Source organism: Variovorax sp. 05L425, from assembly GCF_056397705.1.
Genome location: NZ_JBFTNY010000001.1, coordinates 221,273 through 240,898, shown reverse-complemented (window position 1 = coordinate 240,898; position 19,626 = coordinate 221,273). Strand labels below are relative to the sequence as shown.

Here is a 19,626-nt window from a genome sequence, read left to right as displayed (position 1 = left end):
GGCGATGGGTGGCGTGTGCGTTGAAGGCTATTCGCCTCCGGTTCGGCGCGCCGCCAGGTCCTTTGCGCGAATCGCTGTAGGCAGCCACCTGACCGGGTAGCAACGCAACGTGCACCGCGGTCGCTTCCTACAGCTGTGGCCGCCATCAAGGAGTAGCGTCTTTGGCTGCAAAGGAGCCGACATGCAACTCGTTCGTCCGCGCCGCGGGTTCATACCTGCAAACACGATCGAAGAGAGGCTGTGCCAACTGCAGCAGCGACATGAAGGGACGTTGACACTCGAGCTGCTCACCGATGCCGGAATCGATCGCCTGCCCTTTCCCGGTGCCGGCGATACGCTCGCGCGATGGCGGGTGTTGGCGGAGGTTGCGGCGCACGATCTTTCGCTCGCCAAGCTATTCGAGGGGCATACCGACGCGCTCGCGATTCTCGAGGAGTGCGGGGTGCCGGGGCCCGAACAAGGACTGCAGTGGGGTACCTGGTGCGCCGAACCTCCCGACGCACGACTGAAGATCCGCGAGCATGACAAGAAGGCATCCAAAGTGCGACTCACCGGCAGAAAGGCATGGTGCTCCGGCGCCGCGACCGTCACGCACGCGGTGGTGAGCTGCTGGAACGCCGCCGACGAACCTTGTCTCGCTGCCGTCGCCATCGCACCCCCGGCGGTGACTGTCACCGACAAAGGCTGGCAAGCCGTGGGCATGGCGGCGAGCGGCAGCGTGGATGTCATCTTCGACGCGGCCGACGCAATTCCAGTCGGGCGGCCCGGCGACTACGTGACCCGCCCCGGCTTCTGGCACGGTGGCGCGGGCATCGCAGCAGTTTGGTTCGGGGGCGCGCTCGGCATCGCGCGCATGGCCCATGAATCGACCGGGCGCGCACCCGATCCGCATCGATTGGCCCATCTGGGTGCGATCGACGCTGCGCTCGCTGCAGCGGCTGCAGTGTTGCGCGAGACGGCCGCCGCCATCGACCTGCATCCGAAGCGGAATGCGCACCGAGATGCCCTGCGAGCGCGGCTGTTCGTCGAGCACGCGGCCGAAGAAGTGATGCACCACGCCGGCCGGGCGACGGGCGCAGGTCCGTTGTGCCGCAATCCACGCTTCGCGCGCGCGATGGCCGACTTGCCGGTCTTCCTCCGGCAGAGCCACGCAGAGCGCGACATGGCGCAACTCGGCGAACTGGCACTCGAAGCCGGAGGCCAGCCGTGCGCGCTTTGACAGGCTCCTCTTTCACCGGGCAAGGGACGTCTGAGGTAGCTTGGAGCGCATGGCACGGCCTTTCTCGCCTACCGCCTGTCTCTCTGGAGGATCTCGTTCCAGAGGGCTCACGCGCGGTCGTTGTGGCACCGCATCCCGACGACGAAGTGCTGTGCGCGGGTGGCTTGCTCGCGCTGCTGGCACGCGCCAGGATTGCGCCAAGCATCGTGGCGGCCACCGACGGCACTGCCAGTCACCCGGGCTCGACCGAATGGCCGGTCGGTCGCCTTCGCAGTGAGCGACCGCTCGAAAGCCGGCGCGCGCTGCGTTGTCTCGGCGGCGACGTCGAGTCGGTCCGGCTGGGGCTGCCCGATGGTGGACTGCACGCATTGAGTGGTCTTCTCGCGGACCGCCTCTTGGCGCTCCTGCGTCGCTCCGATGTGATCTTCACGACTTGGCGAGGCGATGGCCATCCCGATCACGAAATATGTGGTCACATTTGCGCGCTGGTGGCCGGGCGCATCGGCGCGCGCCTCGTGGAAATCCCCGTGTGGGCCTGGCACTGGGCCGAACCCGGCGATGCACGGCTTCCATGGGCCCGTGCACGGCGCTTGGCGCTCGACGATGAAGCGACGCGCCAGAAGCGCGAGGCCGTCCAATGCTTCACCAGCCAGTTGCGGACCGACGCGTCCACAGGGTCCGGCCCGATTCTGCGGGCCACCACTGTCGAGCGTGCTGCGCGCCCCTTCGAGGTGATGTTCACATGAGCGCCGGTTCCAGTGCCTATTTCGATGCGCTCTACGGCGCCAGCGACGATCCGTACGAGCTGCGCGTGCGGTGGTACGAAGCACGCAAGCGCGCGCTGCTGCTTGCAGCCCTGCCGCAACGACACTACCGGCGGATCTATGAGCCTGGTTGCGGCATTGGCGAGCTGACGGCCCAACTCGCGCCGCGCTGCGATGAACTCCTCGCCAGCGACGGGTCTGAATCCGCCGTCGAGATCGTCACGGAGCGTGTGCGCGGACTGCGCAATGTGCGCGTCGAGCGGCAGACGCTCCCGGCCGAATGGCCCTTCGCTGCCGGGCCCTTTGATCTCATCGTTCTGAGCGAGGTCGGCTACTTCCTTGAGAAACAAGGGATGAACAGCATCGCACTAGCCTGTCTCCGGTCCCTGAGCGACGATGGCGCTCTGGTGGCCTGCGACTGGCGCGCAGACTTTTCGGAACGCGTTCTGCCGACCGAGTCCGTGCATGCCTCGCTCGCAGCACTGGGCCTCCCTCTCGTCGTGCGGCATGAGGAAGAAGACTTCCTGTTGCAGGTGTGGGCGGCGCGCGGCCTTTCGGTCGCTCGACGCGAAGGCATCTGCTGACGAGCCGCCTACCGCCGGCTTTCCGTGCAGAAATCGAAGAACTCCTCGAGTTCGGTCGCCTTGTCGAAGAAACCGTCGGCACCGGCTTCCTTGCAGGCTATCCGCATGGCGTCCGTGGCGTCGTTCGTCAGGACGGCCACCCGCTGGCGCGGTTCTCGCCCATCGCACCAGCGCACGACGCCGAGCCCATTGCCTTGTTCCAGAAAGAGGTCCACGACCGCAAGATCCCATTGCCCCTTGTGCTGAGCCAGCCAATCGATCGCCTCGTCCTCCGACGCAGCAACGGCCATCACGGTCGCGCCGCCCAGAACCGCCAAGGCAGGGACCAATTGCTCCCTGATCTTGCGGTTGTCTTCCACGAGGAATACCAATAGCGCGGTCATGAAGAGCGTCCCGGTCTTGTTTGATTCGACCGTAACGCACCGCATGCAAAGCGAAGTGGGCGCTCAGGACTTGCCCGAGTAGGCGCTATTCCCCATGGAGCGCAGCGGGTTGCGCAGAACTAGGACTGACCAGCGACACGCTCTGTTTCATCCGGCATACGCCCGACGAGCTCTGCGATGGCGGTGATCAACCGGTGCGGCTGCAACGGCTTGCCCAGGTGCATGTCGAAGCCTGCGGCCAGCGCGCGATCCCTGTCCTGATCGCGAGAGAAGGCCGTCAGCGCAACGGCACGCAAACGCCTTCCCTGCCCTGCGCCCGCGGCGTTGCGAAGCTCGCGAACCAGTTCGTAGCCGTCTCGCCCGGGCAGTCCGATGTCACTGACCAGCACGTCCGGCCAGCTTTCCGTTGCGGCTTCAACGGCACTGACGTAGTCCGTTGCCATTCGCACGCGAGCGCCGGCATCCGCCAGCACGACGTGGAGCATTTCGCTGGCATCGGTGCTGTCCTCGACGACCAGGACGTCAACACCCTTGAGCGGCGAGCTCTCCTGGGTTGAAGGGACTTCATCGGCGTCACTGACCATGCACGCCGCGGCGTCCGTGTCGGTCTGGGCCACCTGCAACTCGACTTCGAAAAGCGCCCCCTTGCCCTCCCCTTCGCTCGCGGCGACCACGCCGCCGCCGTGCAACTCCGCGAGGTGCTTGACGATCGACAGCCCCAGCCCCAGGCCACCGTGAAAGCGACTGTCCGGGGAGTCGCTCTGGCTGAACCGGTCGAACAGATGGTCGATGAAGTCGGCCCGGATGCCTCTGCCGAAATCCTGAACGGAAAGCCTGAGCATGTCCCCTTCATGCGCGAGCAAGACCTTGATGACGCCCCCATCCTTCGAGAATTTGATGGCGTTGGTCGTCAGGTTCCAGACGATCTGCTGGAAGCGCGTCGGGTCGAACCATGCGGGGCGAGATTCGGTCGGGCATTGAATCTCCACAGTGAGCCGCTTGGCCTCGATCGATTCGCGAAGCGCGTCGATGGCGGTGTTCACGACCTCCGTCGGGTCGGACCACTGGCGGTCGAGCCGCAGCTTGCCCGAGTTGATGCGCGACACGTCCAGGATGTCCGAGATGATGCGCGCCTGGGCATGGACATTGCGGTCGATGGCCTCCAGTCCTTTCAGGATCTCGGGGGACGCGCCGCGGTTCTTGAGGATGTGCACCCAGCCGGAAATCGAGTTGAGCGGCGTACGCAGCTCGTGCGAGAGCACAGCCACGAAATCGTCCTTGGTGCGGCTTTGGCGCTCGGCCACCGTGCGCGCCGCCTGTTCGCGCTCCAGCACTTCCTGGCGCCGGCGATCCAATTCCTGCCGCTCGGACACATCGACCGCGATGCCGATTCGAAGCCCCGGTTCGAGGTGCGCAGAGATGCTCCATTGCAGGTACACCCAGGTGCCGTCGGAGCGCACGAGCGGAAACTCGCCGTGCCAGGACGCTCCTTCCTCCAGGGCCGTGATGGTGCGGTGGCTCACGAATTCGCTCCACTCGGGCGGCGCGAAGTCGCTGATGGGTCGACCCAGCAATTCTTCCCGCGACCGGCCCAGCATCCGCGCCATGGCCGCGTTCACATCCGCGAAGGCCCCGTTGGCCTGGAACAGCGCCATGCCGCTGAGTGCCTGGCTGAAGACTGCACGAAAGCGGATGTCGCTGCGCCGGAAGCTGTCTTCCGCAAGCCGCGCGCGGATCAGCGCCTGCAGCGTGGCCGTGAGCACCGCCGGCTCCACCGGGTGTACCAGGTAGGCGTCGGCGCCCGCGTTCAGGCCCGCGACCTTGTCCTCGTTCTCCACGTAGGTGGCCGACAGATGGATGATGGGTAGCAGCGATGTCCGCTCGTCGGAGCGAATCCGCTGGCACACCTCGAAGCCGCTCATGTCCGGCAGATGGACGTCCAGCACCACCGCCGAAATGCCCTTGATGGATTTCTCCACCGCCTCGCCGCCGGTGGCCGCTTCCTCGGTTCGAAAGCCGGCTGCACGGACGAAGCGTGTCGTGGAATAGCGCGTCGTCGGGTTGTCGTCGACCACCAACACGGTGTGCTGGCTGCGATCGATGGTGATCTGGATGACGCTTTCGGGCACGAATCACTCCCTGGTGCCGGCGCTTTGCTGCGGAGAAGAAATCTCCAGTTGAAACGGGACGATCACCGAGAACGTCGATCCTTTGCCCAGCACACTCTCCATCTCCACGCGGCCACCCAGCAGGATGGCCAACTGCCTGCTCAGCGAAAGACCAAGGCCCGTGCCGCGCAGGCGCTTCTGAACCGGCGAATCGATCTGGGAGAAATCGCTGAACACCGCACCGTGGAACTTCGCGTCGATGCCGATGCCGGTGTCGCTCACGGAGAACCTGACGTAGTCCTCGCCCTCGCGCGTTGCCGATACCCGGACTTCCCCATGCGTCGTGAACTTGAGCGCGTTGGAGATGAAATTGCGCAGGATCTGGGACAGCTTCCGGTCGTCGGTGTAGAGCTTGGGCAAACCCTCCGGCTCCTCGAACACCAGCGACACGTCGGGGTTCGTCAGCACCGACTTGAACATGCCGCGCAGCGCCGAGAAGAGATCCACCATCTCGAACCAGGCCGGCGAGATCTCGACCCGGCCGGCCTCGATCTTGGCGAGGTCCAGCAGGTCGTCGACCATTTCCGAGAACTCCGTCGCGGTCGACTGGATGAAGGTGACTTGTTTTTCCTGCTCCGGCGTCAGGGGGCCATCGACGCGGTCCACGAGCAGGCGCGCAATGCTGCGGATCGCGCTGATGGGCGTTCGGAACTCGTGGCTCATGTAGGCCAGGAAGCGGCTCTTGAGTTCGGTTGCCCGCTTGAGCTGCTCGGCCTGCGCGTCGAGTTCGGCGTAGAGCGCGACCACGCCCCGGTTTGTTTCCTCGAGTTCGGATCGCAGCGCGTCGATTTCTTGCCGGCTCGCCATCAGGGCTGCCGCATCGATGCTGGCCTGCGCTGTATTTGTCGTCGACATCCCTAGGTCCTCCGACGGAGCACCACGATGGTGGCGTCGTCGCGCTTTCTGGAATGGTGGCGCATCAGGATGGCGGCCACCAAGACAGGGTCTCGCCCAAGCACCGGCAAGAGGTGTTGAGTATCCCACCGTGTTGCGATGCCGTCGCTGTGCACGATGATGAGCGCATGGGCGGGCAGTGCCATCGAGGATTCCTCGGGCTTTCGTATCTGCAAGCCCGCAGTGCCGTGCTGGGTCACCATCGAGCGGTCGAACACGCCGGACACCACCCGCACCGACACATTGCCGGCGCCGGCGCACCGCAGCGTGTCGTCCGAGCCGGAAAGCCGGACCACGCACACCGCCGCGCCGCGAGTCGTCTTGAGCTCCAGATGAACCTTGTCAACGATGCCCCGGAGGTCGAGCTCCGGGTCTTCCGAAAACGCGGTGACCGCGAGCTGTGAAGGCTTGGCCGCATCCGGTCCGTGCCCAAGTCCGTCCGCGACCAGCACTGTGGCGCCGGCGGCGTCCAGGGCCGCCCCCCAGGCGTCACCGCACACGACCTCGCCTGGAATCGGCACGCAGACAGCGCCGACCTCGAAGGCGGGCCTGTCGGCGGTGTCCGCCGTGACTGTCGCGCCCTGCTTGCGTACGCGCGCGAGGCACACCGTGCCATGCGGCACCGCGCTATGGATGTCGAAGTCGCTCGCCAGGCGCTTGACCGCGCCGAGGCCGGTCCCCGGGGAACTGCCCGTCGTGAAGCCGTCTTCCAGGGCTTGCGCAACGTTCTGAATACCGGGCCCCTCGTCGACGGCCAGCACCTCGACATCCGCATGCTCCGGCCGGGCTGCAATCAGCAGCTGCCCATGGCGCGCATGACGCAGCAGATTGGTGCCAAGCTCCGTGACCACCAGCGCCAGGCGCCCCGCCTCGATATCACTCAAGCCCAACTGCGCCGCGGCTTGCGCGGCATGGCGCCGCGCCTCGCCGACACGGCTGGCATCGCCCATGGGAAAAGGGATGTGGGTCCAGCCCCGGATCACTTCCACTTCGTGATGCTCACTCGCGTGCCCCGACCGGGTGCCGAGTCGATCAGGAATTCATTCACCAACCGCTTGCTGCCGGGCAAGCCCAAGCCCATGCCGCTACCAGTCGTCCAGCCGTCCGTCAAGGCAAGCTTCACATCGGCGATGCCGGGTCCTTCGTCTTCGAAATGCAGTTGCAGGCCCTGCCTGCCTTCGCGCTCCACCAGCTCCCAGCGCATCCGTCCGCCGCCACCGTGGGTCAGCGTGTTGCGCGACAACTCGCTGGCCGCTGTGATCATCTTGGTCTGGTCCACCAGGGAGAGCTTCAACTGCTGGCAAAGAGCACGCACCAGCTGGCGGCTGGCCACGATGTTCTGTTCGGACAGCACCGGCACCTCGCCAGAGCGTTCAGTTTCCAAGATGGCTCTCCTGGCGCGTCCTGCGCAGGAGCTCCATGCCGCGCTCGACATTGAGCGCGGTCCTGACGCCTTCGAGCGACAAGCCGAGTTCGATCAGCGTGATGGCGACCGCCGGCTGCATGCCGACGACGACCGTCGTTGCGGAGAGGATGCGGGCGATGCGCGAAATGCTGGAGAGCATGCGCCCCACGAAGGAATCGACGATCTCCAAGGCCGTGATGTCGATCATGACGCCGCTGGCGCCGGTCTTGGCGATCTTGTCGGCCAGGTCGTCCTGCAATTGCAATGCAGTCTGGTCCTGCATGTCCACCTGGATGGTGACCAGCAGGGTCTCGCCCATGCGCAGGATCGGGATGCGTTCCATGGCGATGTCAATCGCTGCGCGTGATGCGCCAGCCCGTCTTCTGCAACGCCAGGGCAAGCGCATCGGCCAGCGTGGCCTTGGTGCTGATGCCCTGCAAGTCGATGCCCAGGTGGACGATGGTCTGCGCAATCTGGGGACGGATCCCGCTGATGATGCAGTCGGCGCCCATGAGGCGGATCGCGCTGACGGTCTTGAGCAGGTGCTGCGCGACCAGCGTGTCGACGGTGGGCACGCCGGTGATGTCGATGATCGCAAGCTCCGATTCGGTTTCCACGATCTTCTGGAGCAGGGTCTCCATGACGATCTGCGTCCGGTTGCTGTCCAGGATCCCGATCATGGGGACCGCCAGCACGCCGTTCCAGAGCTTGATGACCGGCGTGGAAAGCTCGAGAAGCTCTTCCTGTTGACGCTTGATGATGTCCTCGCGCGCCTGCTGGAAGCTGGCGGCTGTTCGCTGCGCGAGCTTGTCGACCATCGTTGTCGCGGCCCACAACGCCTGCATCTGCGCGCCGGGGTCGGAAGCGAGTTTGCGCTGCAGACCATCGAACAGCGGCTTCTTCAGGGCCAGGACGAACAGGCTGGTTTCGCCCGCCGACTGGCCCCTTGCAGCGCGCGAGCGCGACAGCGACTCCAGGACATGCCGGACGCTTGTCCATGCCGGCGCTTCCATGGCATTCGGATCGGCGTCCGCCGCCAGCGCCTCGCGCAGCAGCTTCAGCAGTTCCTCCGCGTCCGGTTGAATGGCCCGACGCGCACCCGCCTCTTTCACTCCGAGTTCGTCGAGCCAGGTTTCGACGATGGTGCCTTCGTTGCCCTGCAATATCGACAGGATCGCTTGGAGTTCACTCTTCATGGTCTTGATTTCCCCGTCTTGTGGCGATGGCGCTCGTCCCGAAATGCCCTGAACAGGCGTCAAGGCGCGGGCAATTCTAGGACGCGGCGGCCTGTCTGAATGCCCCAAATTTCCTGGTGCGGCATTGGCCTACAGGGCGACGACGCGCTCGCCTACCGGCCGCGGTTGACGGTTTTCGGCGAGCCCCTCCGAACCTCGCGCTCCCTCGTCGTCTCCGGGCCTATGAGAGCTGGCGACTGCTTCCTACGACGGTGCGATTGCCGCTGTCCGAAGCTGTCGGAATGATCCGAACCGTGCGCAGTCGAGCCGTCACTCATGCCATGCGCCGCATGGCGAGTGTGAGCGTCGTCGCTGCAATCACCTCCCTGCTTGCAGCGTGTTCGGGGAACCTGCAATTGCTGGAGGAGGGACGCAGCCATCCAGGGACCTGGAACTCGGCCACGGGGCAGATCGAAGCAGTGATCGACGGTCAGAGTTTCACAGGGACCTACAGCGATCCGCCGGCGATCGGCATCGGCATCGGCGTGGGTGGTGGAAGCGGCTGGGGAGGCGGTTGGGGCCGAGGCGGCTGGAGCGGCAGCGGCGGCGCGGTGGGCCTTTCGACCGCCACCGGCGGCACAGGAGGCCATGCGGTGCTGGCCTCAGCGGATGGACGCGTCATCGAATGCTTCTTCGCGACATCGTTCGGCAGGGGCCAGGGGGAATGCCGTGGCATGGACGGACGACGCTTCCTGATGGTGATCGGCAGTTAGCCGTCGGACCACCCCTTTCTTCTCAAGAGAACGGCAGCACCTTGAGGTCGAAGATCCTCTCCAGGAACCAGACCGCCGCGATGAGGACCGCCATGGTCGACCCACCGTGCAGCAGCACCGGCTCGTAGCGACGCCAGTTTCTCATCGCCAGCAAGAAGCTGAGCGCCGCGAACACGACGATGAGTTGACCCGCCTCCACGCCGAGGTTGAACTGCAGAAGGGTCAGGACGAAACTCTGCGTGGGAAGCGCCATCTCGGCCAACGCGCCGGCAAATCCGAAGCCATGGATCAGACCGAACAGGAAGCTGAACAGCTTGCGCCGGCGGCGCAGCAAGGGGTAGATGTTGTCGACCGCCGCGAGCGCGATGGTCACCGCAATGGCGGGCTCGACCAGCCGCGGCGAGAGGTTCACGATCTTGAGCGCCGCCAGCGCCAGTGTGATCGAGTGCGCAACGGTGAACATCGTGACGATTCCGAGCATCGGCAAGACCGCCTCGCGCCAGGTCACCACGGGTTCCCGTCCGCCGGGCCGACGGCGCAGCACCGAAGGCAGCAATAGGCAGATCAGGAAGAGGATGTGGTCATAGCCGATAAGGATGTGATGAACACCATCGCGAAACACGCTCGCGTTTGGCGATGCGGCATTCGGTGCAACCCCGCCCTGACCGCCGTCGTGCGATGCCGAAGCCCAACTCAGGGTGATCGGGCCTCCAGACGGGTCCAGGGAATGCACCAGCGGATCTGCTCCGCCGTGACCCACGATGCGCAGCAGGCCCCGGTGCGTGGGGTCGACTTCGCGGAACAGGCGATAGTCGATCGACAGCATCGTCGAGACATCGCATCGGGCCTTGAGCTGGAAGACGAGGTAGACGCCGTCGATGCGATCGTCCACGGCGGGTGGCGCGTTGGGGGTCAAGGCGCAGCGTCCCTGCTGCAGCCGCAGGTGCGCGAGCGCATAAGCCCGGATTTCGTCCATGCGGGCGTTGACCTCGCCCCAGGTCAGCTTGCGGTCGCCATTGCGGTCGAGATCGAGCGCTGCATCGAGGTCGCGCAGCGCGATGTCCCAGCGAAGATCGACCTCGTCGCTGCCCACCTGCAGTTGCAGGTAGGCGTCGCTGGCCTTGTGCGCATGCGCGGTGCGCGGTCCGACCGCAAGCAGGGTGAACAGCAAGACCACCGCACACGCGCTCATCCATCGCATCAGCCGCGCGGACGGAGGTGCCGTGTCAGAGCAGGGATTCGATACGCGCATCGCGAAGCCCCGTCTTTTGCATGAGCGCCCTGAGTTCGCTTCGCGCTTCCTCGTCGTTGGCCGCGGCGGCGGCGCGCGCAAGCAGAAGCAGGTCGATCGGCTCGCGCTGCAGCCGGACGTTGACGCGGGCGAGGTCGAGCGCTCGCATGGCGTCGCCTTGGACGTCGAGCGCGAACAACGCACCTTCGCGTGCGTGTGCCTCGGCATTGCCGGGCCGCTGCGCCGCCGCATCGAAACGAGCCTGCAGTTCTTCTGAATCCTGGCGTGCGATGCCTGCGCTGTCTGCCCGGCGTGCGGCAATGGCCAGCCGCAGCAGCACCGCATCACTGCGGGGCTCCTTGGCGAGCAACGCAGGCACCTCGGCGGGCCGTTTCTGGCGCAGCAGGAAGTCGCTGTACGCGAGCAGGAGGTACCCCGAGCGCTCGGCTTGCAGCGCCTGCTTGTACAAGGCCTCGGCTGCGCTGGGGCGGCCTGCGAGTTCCTCGACCTCAGCCAGGGTGGTGAGCAGCCACTGGCGCGTGCCCGCCTGCTGCGCACCTTGCAGGTTCGGATCGGCGAGCAAGCTGCGCAGGGTGTCACGTGCCGATGCATGGTCGCCGCGCAGGCCGGCGTTCTCGGCCAAGCAGGCCAGACCATAGAACGCCGGTCCGGCGCGGCCGAGCGCACGGCACGCGGCGTCCGACTCGGCATAGCGGCCACGCACGCGCAGGATCGTGGCCAGCGTGATCCACGCCTGCGCATTGCCGGGCTGCCGGGCCAGCGCCGACTTCAAAGTGGTTTCGGCGGCATCGAAGTCATGCAGGAACTGCGCAACCGTGGCACGCATCACCAGCACTGCTGGCGGCGTCTGCATCTCCGCCGTCGAGTCCCAGGCCTGCAGCGCGCCCATGGCGTAGCCGGCGTAGCGTGCATCGCCCTGCGTTCGCGCCAGCTCCAGGTAGGCTTGGGCGGCAGCGATCGCGGTGGCTTCGTCATGCGGATGCTGTGCCAGCGCCTGCCGCAATCGCCGCTGTTCGAGCGACCACCCCGCGATGGCGGGAAGGGTCTCGACGATGACGTCGTCGCCGGCCGGGACGCGCGGCGCGGCGCCCAGCGGCACGCTGGCTGCAAGCAAGAGCGCCGCCAGCATCCCGCATCGCACGAGGCCGGCCCTGTGGGCATGAAGCGTGCGCATCACTGCGTACCGATGGGCTCTCGAGTCTCCGTGGTCTTCGGCGGATCGAAGGCCGTCACATCGGCCGGTTCTGCCGTGTCCGCCGCGGTCGCGACGAGCGCCTTGACATAGGCCAGGAACTCATCAAGGGCGTCCGTAGTCGTGGCGGACGTCGCGCCGCCTATGGGCGGAACATAGCCGCCCCCACCACCACCGCCACAGGCGGCAACAACCAATGCCGTAACCAGCGGGAGACCGATTCGAATGAACATGCGGTTCATGGCGTGCTCCTTACTGCGCACCCGGCAGCGGCGTGTTCAGGTAGGGAAACGCATCCGGGAATTGCGCCGGACTCTGTAGTGCGCCATCGGTCAACGCCGCACCGCCTGCAGGAGCGTCGCCTGGCTTGCAGCCGACCTTGAGCGTGTCGGTCGCACCGGTGGCCACGCACAGCGCGCCCATCGCAACGCGCAATTCGGCGTCCACCACGTCGTCGCCGGGGCGGCGGCCGTTGGGGAATCCGGCGGTGTCGCCGGCCAGCACACCGAGATTGTTCTGCTTGGCCCTGGGTGTCGGCGCCACCGATGTGTTGAGCCGCAGCATTTCCGAAGCCTTGCCGTCGGCAGGCTTGTTGACGCCCTCCACGCCGGTGAGGAAAGCAGCCACCAGGTCGGTGCGCGGAAAGTTGGTCGGTGCAGCAGCACCTGGGAAGAGCGTCTGGATCAGGGCAGGCAGCGTCGGATTGGTCACGTAGTCGGCAAACTGGGCGTCGTCCTTCGGCTTGGAACTGTTGAACCTGTCCTTGTCCTTCAGCCCGATCACGACCTCATTGACCAGCGGCATACCCAGGCGCGAGACCTGTGCCCACGGCCCGCCGTTCAGCGCTGCCGTGCCGTGGCCGCTTTTTGGCGGGTTCGCAATCAGTCGTCCTTGGCGCACGCTGGCGGTGGTCCAGCCGCCGATGATGGGTCTGCCCGCAGTGGTCACGCAGGAGATCGGAACTTCCAGCGCCATCGTCGTCACGTTCCTGCCGGCGAGCGCGTCCGGATTGGCGTTGGTCGAGCCGAGCGGATTGAGATTGACCAAGTCGAACACCTGGCCCAGCGCGACGGTGAACGGGTCCTTGCGCTGGCCCACGAACACGCGGCCGGGCGTGGCACAGCCCGGGATGTTGACCGCATAGAGATGCTGGTCCGCGTAGCTTGCATAGCCGGTCGGGCCGCCGAAGGTCTTGTCACCGATGTTGTCCGTCGGTTTGTCGAATACCGTGCCTCCGCCGGCCATGGAAACCGCCTCGACCCTGCCTGCGCGGCGATCTCCGCGCACGATGTCCAACGTGTAGGTCTCGCGCAGATTGCTCGTGGCCTGGTTTGGCGCCGAGATGGGGCCCGCCTGCACCAGCGGAATGGACACCTTCTTGTCGGCAACGGGCAACTGGGTGTCGCGCAGCGTGTTGGTGAACTTGAAGCGGAAAGTGATGTCCTCGACTGCGTCGCCGTCCGTGTCGAGATGGATCTCGTAGAGCGCGTTCGGGTCCATCGAGTAGTAGTTCGGGCCGCCATACGGGCTCTGGTCGGGCTGGTAGTTGGCGATCAGCGTCACGAAGCCCTCGCGGCCGGCTTCGTAGCTTCGGAACATGTAGAAGTCGGTGGCATCGACCTTTGGCATCCCCGTGATCGAGGGTGCCTCGCGGTGACTGGATGCCAGTGCGCTGGCGGCGGCGATCGCACATGTGGCGAACACACCGAACTGGATGGATGGCTTCGAGAGTCTCATGGGCATCACCTCAAGAGGTTGTTGGCGTACAAGTGGGTCCTGCAACGGGTGCATGAATGACCCGAGCCTTGTACGCAGCAACAGCCCCCTTGGATGTGTAAATAAGTGCGTCGCGGCGACTGCTTTGATCAGCAGTCCCGCTGATGCGATGGAGCACAATTTGGAGATTGATCCCAACTCACCCCCTCTGGCCGACGCCGACATGACGGCATTGGATGCAACGACGCCGCCGTCATCACACCCTGGACGGAACATGTTGAGACAGGCGATCGAGACAGGCTCCAAATGGGTTCTGGCAGCGGCCATCCTGCTGTCCGCCGCAGTGCTTGCAGGATGTGCGAGCGATCCGTCGCGCGTACCACTCGGCGCCGACCGGGCGCAAGTGCTGCAGCAAGCAGGGGCGCCCACCGCCATCTACCAGATGCCGGATGGCCAACGGCTTCAATATTCCCGGGGGCCGGCCGGCTTCGCGGTTTTCAATGTCGATCTCGACAGTTCGAATCGCGTGATCTCGGTGCGGCAGGAGCTCTACGAAGGTCTGTTCGGCAGCACGATCAAGCCCGGAGAGTGGCGCGTGGATGACGTGCTCCGCACCTACGGGCCGCCTTACCAGCAAAGCCGTGTGACCTCCTTCAACGGGACTGTCTGGTCATGGCGCTACCTGAACATCAACAACCGGCGTTTCCTGTACATCTACATCGATCCGACCGGCCGGGTCGATCACTACAACGTAGGTGACGATCTGGAGTACGAACGCTGGCGCTGGTGAAGAAAGCGCTCCGCTTCAGGCTTCGCTCCTTCGGCGGCGACCGAACAACATCGCAGCGAGCGGAATGGTCGTCAGCACGCCGACGGCCACCAGCGTCCAGCCGATGTTCTTGCGTTGCTCCTCGCTGAGCTTGTCGGAAAGCAGCAAGCCGACGCCCGCACCCAGGGCTCCGCGGGTCCCTGCCAACAAGGCGAGTTCAGGCAAATGAACTTCAGTTGTGAACACGATTGCACCCCTTTCATGACGGACTCGTCTTGCAGTATGCACGGGAGCCGTCCGTCACCGTCTTCATCCGAACGCTGAATCCTCGTTGCCTGCCCTTGCGCCATATTTCTCATACGGTCCCGGCAAAACCTTCACGGGTACTCCGAAGCCGCGAGGGCCCTTCGGAAGAACGCAAGTCTCCGGAGGGCCCTTCGTCGTGCCCGCAAGGGCCCTCAGCTCAGTCGTGTCGCCATTGATGGCGGGGAATCCACCCCTGCTCAAGGATAGAAGCCCGAAGCCACCAAGCTTGGAACTCCATCCACCTTGACGGCCTTGACGTAAGCCCACTTTTGCGATGGTTGGGACTGCCTCGGCTCCAGGCGGCGTCAGATTGCATTGGGCGAGAGGCCCGGCACGAAGTTCACTTGAATCAGACAACTGTCGGGAACACTCTGGGCGGACGCTATCGAACTCCCGGTGGGACCGCTGCGAGAACGCGCGCCGCAAGCGCCTCATAGTCGCCGCCAAAGTGATGGCCGCCCGGCATGGCGACGACCTGCGCGCCGAGGCTTTCCAGTAGCGGGCACAAAGAGTCCTTGCGTTCGTCGGCCCCATAAACGCAGAGCGTCGCCTTGGCGGGCAATTTCCGCGCTTCAGGAGCGATTGGCAGGTCGCCGCTCTTGCCGATCCAGTTGCTCAGGTGGAATTCGAAGGACGCCTTCTCGCCGGGGCCGAGCAGTGCGGTGAGGCTCACCTTGGCGCGCGTGCGCGCCGGCAGGCGGTTGAACGCAAACGGCAGGACGTCGGCGCCCTGGGAATATCCGATCAGGACCACCTCGCTTCGCTTCCAGCGTGCCGTGTAGTAGCGGATGACTCGATCCAGATCCGCGGCAAACCCGTCCGGCGTGCGTGCGGACCAGAAGTAGCGCAGAGAATCGATGCCTGCGACCGGTACCCCGCTCTCGGCAAGGGCCGCCGCAACGCCCTTGTCGATGCCGGCCCAGCCGCCGTCGCCCGAAATCATCACGGCAAAGCGCGCACCTCCTTGGGTCGCTGGCGCTTCGGTGATCGGCAAATCCACGAGCTGGGCGGGGAGGACGTCAAGGGCGGCGCGTCGGCCAGCGAGTTGTTCGAAGGCAGGACCGAAGCCGGCCGGTATGTCCTCGATGCCCGGCTTGGCAGTCGCGGTTGCGTCGACCCAAGTGGCCCCCGGCACCTTGCGCGTGAACGCCTCTGCCTCTGACGCACAAGACTGCGGAGCGTCACCGCGCAACGCAGTCCAGGCTGCTGTGGGCCGAGCGCCGGCTTCGAGCTCGACGCCATCGACAGCCGGCCTCCATCGAAGCACCCCTTCGGCACACAGCGGCATGGGCAGCGCCAGTCGTGGACAGAAGTCCACCGAAAGTGCCGCCGTGAACGTATCGGCGGGCGCCTGGGCGAGCAACCCATAAACGAATGCGCCGCCGTTGCCTGTGCCGACGAGCAGCGGCTCGATGTAGCCGGTCAGCTTCTCATACGCCTGCACATAGCGCGCGAAGTTCTCGACGGCGCCGGGTCCATGGACGCATTGACGGCTCACTGCCGCGATCCCGTCGTAGAAGACCGGAAGCGGCACGACCAGCACCATGGCGCCCTTGCGCACCATCCATTGCACGAGCCGCAGGTCCCTCGAGGTCGGCTTGGCGACGCCCGAGAAGAGAAGGACAAACTGCTGTACCTGCCCCGCCGGGCGAAAGACCGGGATGTCCACGAACACGCCGTGCGTGATGACATGGGTGGGCGTGAGCGTCATTGCCGGTTCACGCGTCTGCGCGCCGGCAAACCCAACGAGGCTCGCGAAGAGTACGGAAAGCAGCGCGCGCGCAAGGCGACTTGTCATTTCGCTATCACTCCTTTGGCGCCACCACCGATCAAGGCCGCCAGATCAATCAGCACAAGCAGAGGCGAAACACCGCCCGAGGCGGCCAGGTAGCGCGCTTCCCAGACGGGTTCGAACTTGTCCTTGAAGCTGTACAGGCCGCGGAAGTTGTAGAAGCGCTCACCGTAGTCGAACAGAACGCGGCCCAGTCGCTGCCAACGCGGCGCGTTTTGGCGCGTTGCCATCCCGGCCATCGGCGACATTCCGAGGCCGAATCGCTGAAACCCTTTGGCCTGCAGGTGAAGCAGGATCCTTGCAAACAGGAAGTCCATGGTGCCTGGCGGCGAATCGGGCAAATGACGCATGAGGTCGACGCAGGCCTCCTGCGCCGCGTCCGTGACGAACAACGTGGCAAAGGCGATGATCCGGCCTTCATGCCGCACCACCGCAACCGGGAAGCGCCGCAGGTGATCGGGGTCAAAGCGCCCCACGGAGAAGCCCTTTTCGCGGGTGTTTTGCTTGTCCAGCCAGGTGTCGGAGACGGCCTGAAGCTCTGGCATGGCGTCCATCGTGGCTTCCGGCGCCAACACTTCGAACGACAGGCCTTCGCGTTCGCCGCGATTCATGCCTGAACGCAGATTGGCTCTCTTGGCTCCCTTGAGGCTGAACTCGGGCAATTCGATATGCGCGTACTCGCCCAGTTTGAATGCCTGCAATCCGCAGTCAAGGTACAGGGGCAAACTGGCGGGCTCGACCTGGTAGAACGCCGGCCGGCCGCCATGGGCCGAGGCAAGTTCGACAAAGGTCCAGACCAGGTCCGGCCATTCATTCGGTTCCCCGAACGGGCCGAAGAGGGTTATCCACGAGCGCCCGCGCTTGCCGTACATCAGGAAACTCTTGCCGGTCGGCGAAAACAGCAGGTGCTTGTCTCCCATCAGGGCCATGCAGCCTTCCGGCGCAGAACCGGATCGGACGATGGCGGCCGCGCGATCGATTTCTTCGTCGGACGGAGATCGGACTTCGCCGGCCGGAGGACGCAGCAACTGCCACAGCCCGAAGCTCAGGGCCGTCAGCGCCACCCCCAATAGCGCGCGCAGCGAACGCGGGGCCTGTGCATCGAGCTCGAACTCCCACCACAACCGACGGGTGTAGCTCACCTCCTGGTAGGCGAAGAGAAGTATCCAGACACAGGCCGCAAGGACGGCAGCCAGCGCAAGGAGCCATCCGGGTTCCAGACGTTGGGAAATCAGCGACGACGGTCGATCGAACTGGCGGTGTGAGAGCAACAGCAACACCGCGAGGGCCGACATCAGCGCGGCCTCGTTCAGTGCGATGCCCTTGGGTAGCGCAAGGACGGCAGACACGACGGAGAGCCCCAGTGCGACCCACCATGCCGCATCGAGCCGGTGGAACAGCCCGCGAGCCACCAACAGAAAACCCAGGCCGGCAACACTGCCGAGAAAGTGCGACGCCTCGATCAGTGGAAGCGGGACTTTCAACGCTTCGAGCAGATCTCGCGCGTCTTCGGTCAACGGCGTCACGCCCGACACCAGCAGCCAGATTCCCGCAACCAGCGCCAGCGCCGCCAGGAGGCGCGGGCTCAGGCGTACCGCTGCGCGTCCTGCGGGGGCGGCGACGCCCGAACGAAGTTCGTAGGTCAGCGCGATGGCTGTCGCGACCACCAGAGGGAGCACATAGTAGATGCCGCGATTGAGCAGCAACGCACCAAGCATGGCTTCGGTCGGCACGTGCGAGCCGCTGGTCAACAGCATGACCGCCTCGAAGACACCGACGCCACCCGGAACATGGCTCACGATCCCCGCTGCCACCGCGATGGCATAGAAGCTGATGAAGGTCGGCAAGGGAATGCGATCTGCGGGCAACAGGAACCACAGCGCCGCTGCCGAGGCAGACAGTTCGACGGCTGAAATCGCCAACTGACGCGCAGCAAGCCCGACGGGCGGAAGTCGCAGCGTCCAGCGCGCGCCCAGGTCGAGCGCCCGCCGTCGATGGCAAAGCCAGAGGAACACGGCCAGCCCCAGAAGCGTGAGTCCTGCCATCAGTCGTAAAAAGGCAGGAGGCAGGCGCAGGAGCGGCGCAACGTCGGATGCGCCCCAAAGAACGCCGAGTGCACCGAATGCCGAGATGCCCAGGCCGAACGCCAGGGCGTTGAAGGCGATCACCTGCGCAATCTGGTGCGGCGTCAATCCAGCCGCCGTGTAGATCCGCGTCCGGACCGCGCCGCCGGTCAGCGGACCGAAGCCGATGGTGTTGGAAAGCGCGTAGGCCACGAAGGAAGTGAGAAGCACCGTGCCGCGTTGGACACGGGCGTGTGCATACGAGAGCGAAGAGAAGTCGTATCCGGTCAGGGTGAGATAGCTCAGCGTCGTCGCTGCCAATGCAAGGCCGATGTGAAGGCTGGGCGTCGCCGCAATCGCCTGCATGACGCTGCCGTAACGCACTTCGCGCAACAGCCCGTGAAGCGCCGTACCGATCAACACGCACAACAGCGCACCCAATGCCGCCACCAGCCATGGCTTGAGCCGTGGCCAGGAGTTGGCAAACCGGTAAGTCAGTTGCGCGAGACCTCTGGGAATTGCGGCTGGCAATTCAGTCACGACTGGGTGCACATCCGTGGGAATTCTTCTCACCAGCCAACAACGCAGCATCGCGCTTTCGGTTGTCATGCATTCGGCGTTCCATGAAAGCCGGGGCACTACTTTGGCGCAATGGAGTCTACGAATAGCCGGTTCGGTCGAGCGCGAGTTCGAAGCTCAGGAACATTCAAGACGGAGGTACATCATGGTCAGGCGAATCCTGTTGGCGTATGACGGGTCGCAAAGCGCCGAGAACGCGTTGACGTTTGCAGTGGACCTTGCGCTTCGGTATGACGCACAGCTTCACGTTCTGACGGTGGCGAGGTTGCCTGACTTCGCCAACGAAATGGCAGTTTCCGCAGGAATGGAAGGTGTGTACGAACACTGCAATGAACTCCTCCGATCCGTCAGGGAGAGACTGGAAAAGGACTCGATCGCCTTGACACTCGAAGTCGCAATGGGACAGCCCGGAGAGCAAATCGTGCTCTATGCGGAGAAGCACGCCATCGATCTGATCGTTGTCGGTCATCGGGGACACTCATTGTTCGATCGCTGGCTGATCGGGTCGGTCGCGCGCCAAGTCATCGGCTATTCACACTGCACAGTGACGGTGGTGAGGTAGTACGTGCCCGCCCGGGATTTCGCGCCGCGT

The 19,626-nt window shown here is 65.0% G+C and carries 20 protein-coding genes; 6 read left to right on the top strand and 14 right to left on the bottom strand.

Features of this window, described 5'->3' with window-relative positions; translation table 11 throughout:
* Window positions 1-181: 181 nt before the first annotated feature.
* From AC1DN9_RS01145 to AC1DN9_RS01135, 3 genes are all read left to right on the top strand, one after another.
* Window positions 182-1,219, top strand: coding sequence for an acyl-CoA dehydrogenase (locus tag AC1DN9_RS01145; protein WP_478096477.1), 1,038 nt, complete (start codon window positions 182-184; stop codon window positions 1,217-1,219).
* Between the two features lie 122 nt (window positions 1,220-1,341).
* On the top strand, window positions 1,342-1,965 hold the full coding sequence (locus tag AC1DN9_RS01140; protein ID WP_478096476.1) for a PIG-L deacetylase family protein: 624 nt from the start codon (window positions 1,342-1,344) through the stop codon (window positions 1,963-1,965).
* Entirely contained in the window at window positions 1,962-2,567 is a 606-nt protein-coding gene (locus AC1DN9_RS01135) for a methyltransferase domain-containing protein (protein WP_478096474.1), read from the top strand. The genes AC1DN9_RS01140 and AC1DN9_RS01135 overlap by 4 nt, the downstream gene beginning before the upstream one ends.
* An 8-nt stretch (window positions 2,568-2,575) precedes the next feature.
* On the opposite strand, the gene AC1DN9_RS01130 is transcribed toward AC1DN9_RS01135, so the two are convergent.
* The 7 genes from AC1DN9_RS01130 to AC1DN9_RS01100 form a co-directional block, all read right to left on the bottom strand.
* Window positions 2,576-2,950, bottom strand: coding sequence for a response regulator (locus AC1DN9_RS01130; protein ID WP_478096472.1), 375 nt, complete (start codon window positions 2,948-2,950; stop codon window positions 2,576-2,578).
* A 119-nt stretch (window positions 2,951-3,069) separates the two neighbouring features.
* A complete protein-coding gene (locus AC1DN9_RS01125) occupies window positions 3,070-5,079 on the bottom strand; it encodes a hybrid sensor histidine kinase/response regulator (RefSeq protein WP_478096470.1) in 2,010 nt (669 codons plus the stop codon).
* Between the two features lie 3 nt (window positions 5,080-5,082).
* Window positions 5,083-5,973 (bottom strand): sensor histidine kinase, encoded by an 891-nt coding sequence (locus AC1DN9_RS01120; protein WP_478096468.1) that lies wholly within the window; start codon window positions 5,971-5,973, stop codon window positions 5,083-5,085.
* 2 nt (window positions 5,974-5,975) lie between these two features.
* Window positions 5,976-7,001: an ATP-binding protein gene (locus tag AC1DN9_RS01115; protein WP_478096466.1), complete on the bottom strand. Its 1,026-nt coding sequence runs from the start codon at window positions 6,999-7,001 to the stop codon at window positions 5,976-5,978.
* Entirely contained in the window at window positions 6,992-7,396 is a 405-nt protein-coding gene (locus AC1DN9_RS01110; protein WP_478096464.1) for an anti-sigma regulatory factor, read from the bottom strand. Before AC1DN9_RS01110 ends, AC1DN9_RS01115 begins: the two co-directional genes overlap by 10 nt.
* Window positions 7,386-7,760: an STAS domain-containing protein gene (locus AC1DN9_RS01105; RefSeq protein ID WP_478096462.1), complete on the bottom strand. Its 375-nt coding sequence runs from the start codon at window positions 7,758-7,760 to the stop codon at window positions 7,386-7,388. The genes AC1DN9_RS01110 and AC1DN9_RS01105 overlap by 11 nt, the downstream gene beginning before the upstream one ends.
* A 7-nt stretch (window positions 7,761-7,767) precedes the next feature.
* Window positions 7,768-8,613, bottom strand: coding sequence for an STAS domain-containing protein (locus AC1DN9_RS01100; RefSeq protein ID WP_478096460.1), 846 nt, complete (start codon window positions 8,611-8,613; stop codon window positions 7,768-7,770).
* A gap of 293 nt (window positions 8,614-8,906) precedes the next feature.
* Between AC1DN9_RS01100 and AC1DN9_RS01095 the strand changes: the two genes are divergently transcribed.
* Window positions 8,907-9,365 carry a hypothetical protein gene (locus tag AC1DN9_RS01095; protein WP_478096458.1) on the top strand — a complete coding sequence of 153 codons (459 nt, stop codon included), beginning with the start codon at window positions 8,907-8,909 and terminating at the stop codon, window positions 9,363-9,365.
* Window positions 9,366-9,387: 22 nt separating this feature from the next.
* On the opposite strand, the gene AC1DN9_RS01090 is transcribed toward AC1DN9_RS01095, so the two are convergent.
* From AC1DN9_RS01090 to AC1DN9_RS01075, 4 genes are read right to left on the bottom strand one after another with little or no spacing between them, the layout of a single operon-like run.
* Window positions 9,388-10,557: a HupE/UreJ family protein gene (locus AC1DN9_RS01090; RefSeq protein ID WP_478096456.1), complete on the bottom strand. Its 1,170-nt coding sequence runs from the start codon at window positions 10,555-10,557 to the stop codon at window positions 9,388-9,390.
* Window positions 10,558-10,591: 34 nt separating this feature from the next.
* Window positions 10,592-11,791 carry a tetratricopeptide repeat protein gene (locus tag AC1DN9_RS01085; RefSeq protein WP_478096454.1) on the bottom strand — a complete coding sequence of 400 codons (1,200 nt, stop codon included), beginning with the start codon at window positions 11,789-11,791 and terminating at the stop codon, window positions 10,592-10,594.
* Window positions 11,791-12,051 carry a hypothetical protein gene (locus tag AC1DN9_RS01080; protein ID WP_478096452.1) on the bottom strand — a complete coding sequence of 87 codons (261 nt, stop codon included), beginning with the start codon at window positions 12,049-12,051 and terminating at the stop codon, window positions 11,791-11,793. The genes AC1DN9_RS01085 and AC1DN9_RS01080 overlap by 1 nt, the downstream gene beginning before the upstream one ends.
* A gap of 10 nt (window positions 12,052-12,061) precedes the next feature.
* Window positions 12,062-13,546, bottom strand: a complete 1,485-nt coding sequence (locus AC1DN9_RS01075) for a DUF4331 domain-containing protein (protein ID WP_478096450.1) — start codon at window positions 13,544-13,546, stop codon at window positions 12,062-12,064.
* A 253-nt stretch (window positions 13,547-13,799) separates the two neighbouring features.
* Here AC1DN9_RS01075 and AC1DN9_RS01070 point away from each other — a divergent pair, with 253 nt between their 5' ends.
* Window positions 13,800-14,315 (top strand): hypothetical protein, encoded by a 516-nt coding sequence (locus tag AC1DN9_RS01070; RefSeq protein ID WP_478096448.1) that lies wholly within the window; start codon window positions 13,800-13,802, stop codon window positions 14,313-14,315.
* Window positions 14,316-14,330: 15 nt separating this feature from the next.
* Here the strand turns inward: AC1DN9_RS01070 and AC1DN9_RS01065 are convergent, their stop codons facing one another.
* The 3 genes from AC1DN9_RS01065 to mprF form a co-directional block, all read right to left on the bottom strand.
* A complete protein-coding gene (locus tag AC1DN9_RS01065) occupies window positions 14,331-14,540 on the bottom strand; it encodes a hypothetical protein (protein WP_478096446.1) in 210 nt (69 codons plus the stop codon).
* A gap of 442 nt (window positions 14,541-14,982) precedes the next feature.
* Entirely contained in the window at window positions 14,983-16,398 is a 1,416-nt protein-coding gene (locus AC1DN9_RS01060; protein WP_478096444.1) for a virulence factor family protein, read from the bottom strand.
* Entirely contained in the window at window positions 16,395-18,995 is a 2,601-nt protein-coding gene (gene mprF, locus AC1DN9_RS01055) for a bifunctional lysylphosphatidylglycerol flippase/synthetase MprF (RefSeq protein WP_478096443.1), read from the bottom strand. Before mprF ends, AC1DN9_RS01060 begins: the two co-directional genes overlap by 4 nt.
* A gap of 184 nt (window positions 18,996-19,179) precedes the next feature.
* On the opposite strand from mprF, the gene AC1DN9_RS01050 reads away from it, so the two are divergent.
* Entirely contained in the window at window positions 19,180-19,596 is a 417-nt protein-coding gene (locus AC1DN9_RS01050; RefSeq protein WP_478096814.1) for a universal stress protein, read from the top strand.
* The last annotated feature ends 30 nt before the right edge of the window (window positions 19,597-19,626 follow it).

Bases quoted from the DNA above. Each gene is read 5' to 3' on its own strand.
- AC1DN9_RS01105 (WP_478096462.1), bottom strand. From the start codon at position 7,760: ATGGAACGCATCCCGATCCTGCGCATGGGCGAGACCCTGCTGGTCACC.
- AC1DN9_RS01080 (WP_478096452.1), bottom strand. From the start codon at position 12,051: ATGAACCGCATGTTCATTCGAATCGGTCTCCCGCTGGTTACGGCATTG.
- AC1DN9_RS01075 (WP_478096450.1), bottom strand. From the start codon at position 13,546: ATGAGACTCTCGAAGCCATCCATCCAGTTCGGTGTGTTCGCCACATGT.
- AC1DN9_RS01120 (WP_478096468.1), bottom strand. From the start codon at position 5,973: ATGTCGACGACAAATACAGCGCAGGCCAGCATCGATGCGGCAGCCCTG.
- AC1DN9_RS01070 (WP_478096448.1), top strand. From the start codon at position 13,800: ATGTTGAGACAGGCGATCGAGACAGGCTCCAAATGGGTTCTGGCAGCG.
- AC1DN9_RS01060 (WP_478096444.1), bottom strand. From the start codon at position 16,398: ATGACAAGTCGCCTTGCGCGCGCGCTGCTTTCCGTACTCTTCGCGAGC.
- AC1DN9_RS01100 (WP_478096460.1), bottom strand. From the start codon at position 8,613: ATGAAGAGTGAACTCCAAGCGATCCTGTCGATATTGCAGGGCAACGAA.
- AC1DN9_RS01130 (WP_478096472.1), bottom strand. From the start codon at position 2,950: ATGACCGCGCTATTGGTATTCCTCGTGGAAGACAACCGCAAGATCAGG.
- AC1DN9_RS01145 (WP_478096477.1), top strand. From the start codon at position 182: ATGCAACTCGTTCGTCCGCGCCGCGGGTTCATACCTGCAAACACGATC.
- AC1DN9_RS01135 (WP_478096474.1), top strand. From the start codon at position 1,962: ATGAGCGCCGGTTCCAGTGCCTATTTCGATGCGCTCTACGGCGCCAGC.
- AC1DN9_RS01050 (WP_478096814.1), top strand. From the start codon at position 19,180: ATGGTCAGGCGAATCCTGTTGGCGTATGACGGGTCGCAAAGCGCCGAG.
- AC1DN9_RS01090 (WP_478096456.1), bottom strand. From the start codon at position 10,557: ATGAGCGCGTGTGCGGTGGTCTTGCTGTTCACCCTGCTTGCGGTCGGA.
- AC1DN9_RS01085 (WP_478096454.1), bottom strand. From the start codon at position 11,791: ATGCGCACGCTTCATGCCCACAGGGCCGGCCTCGTGCGATGCGGGATG.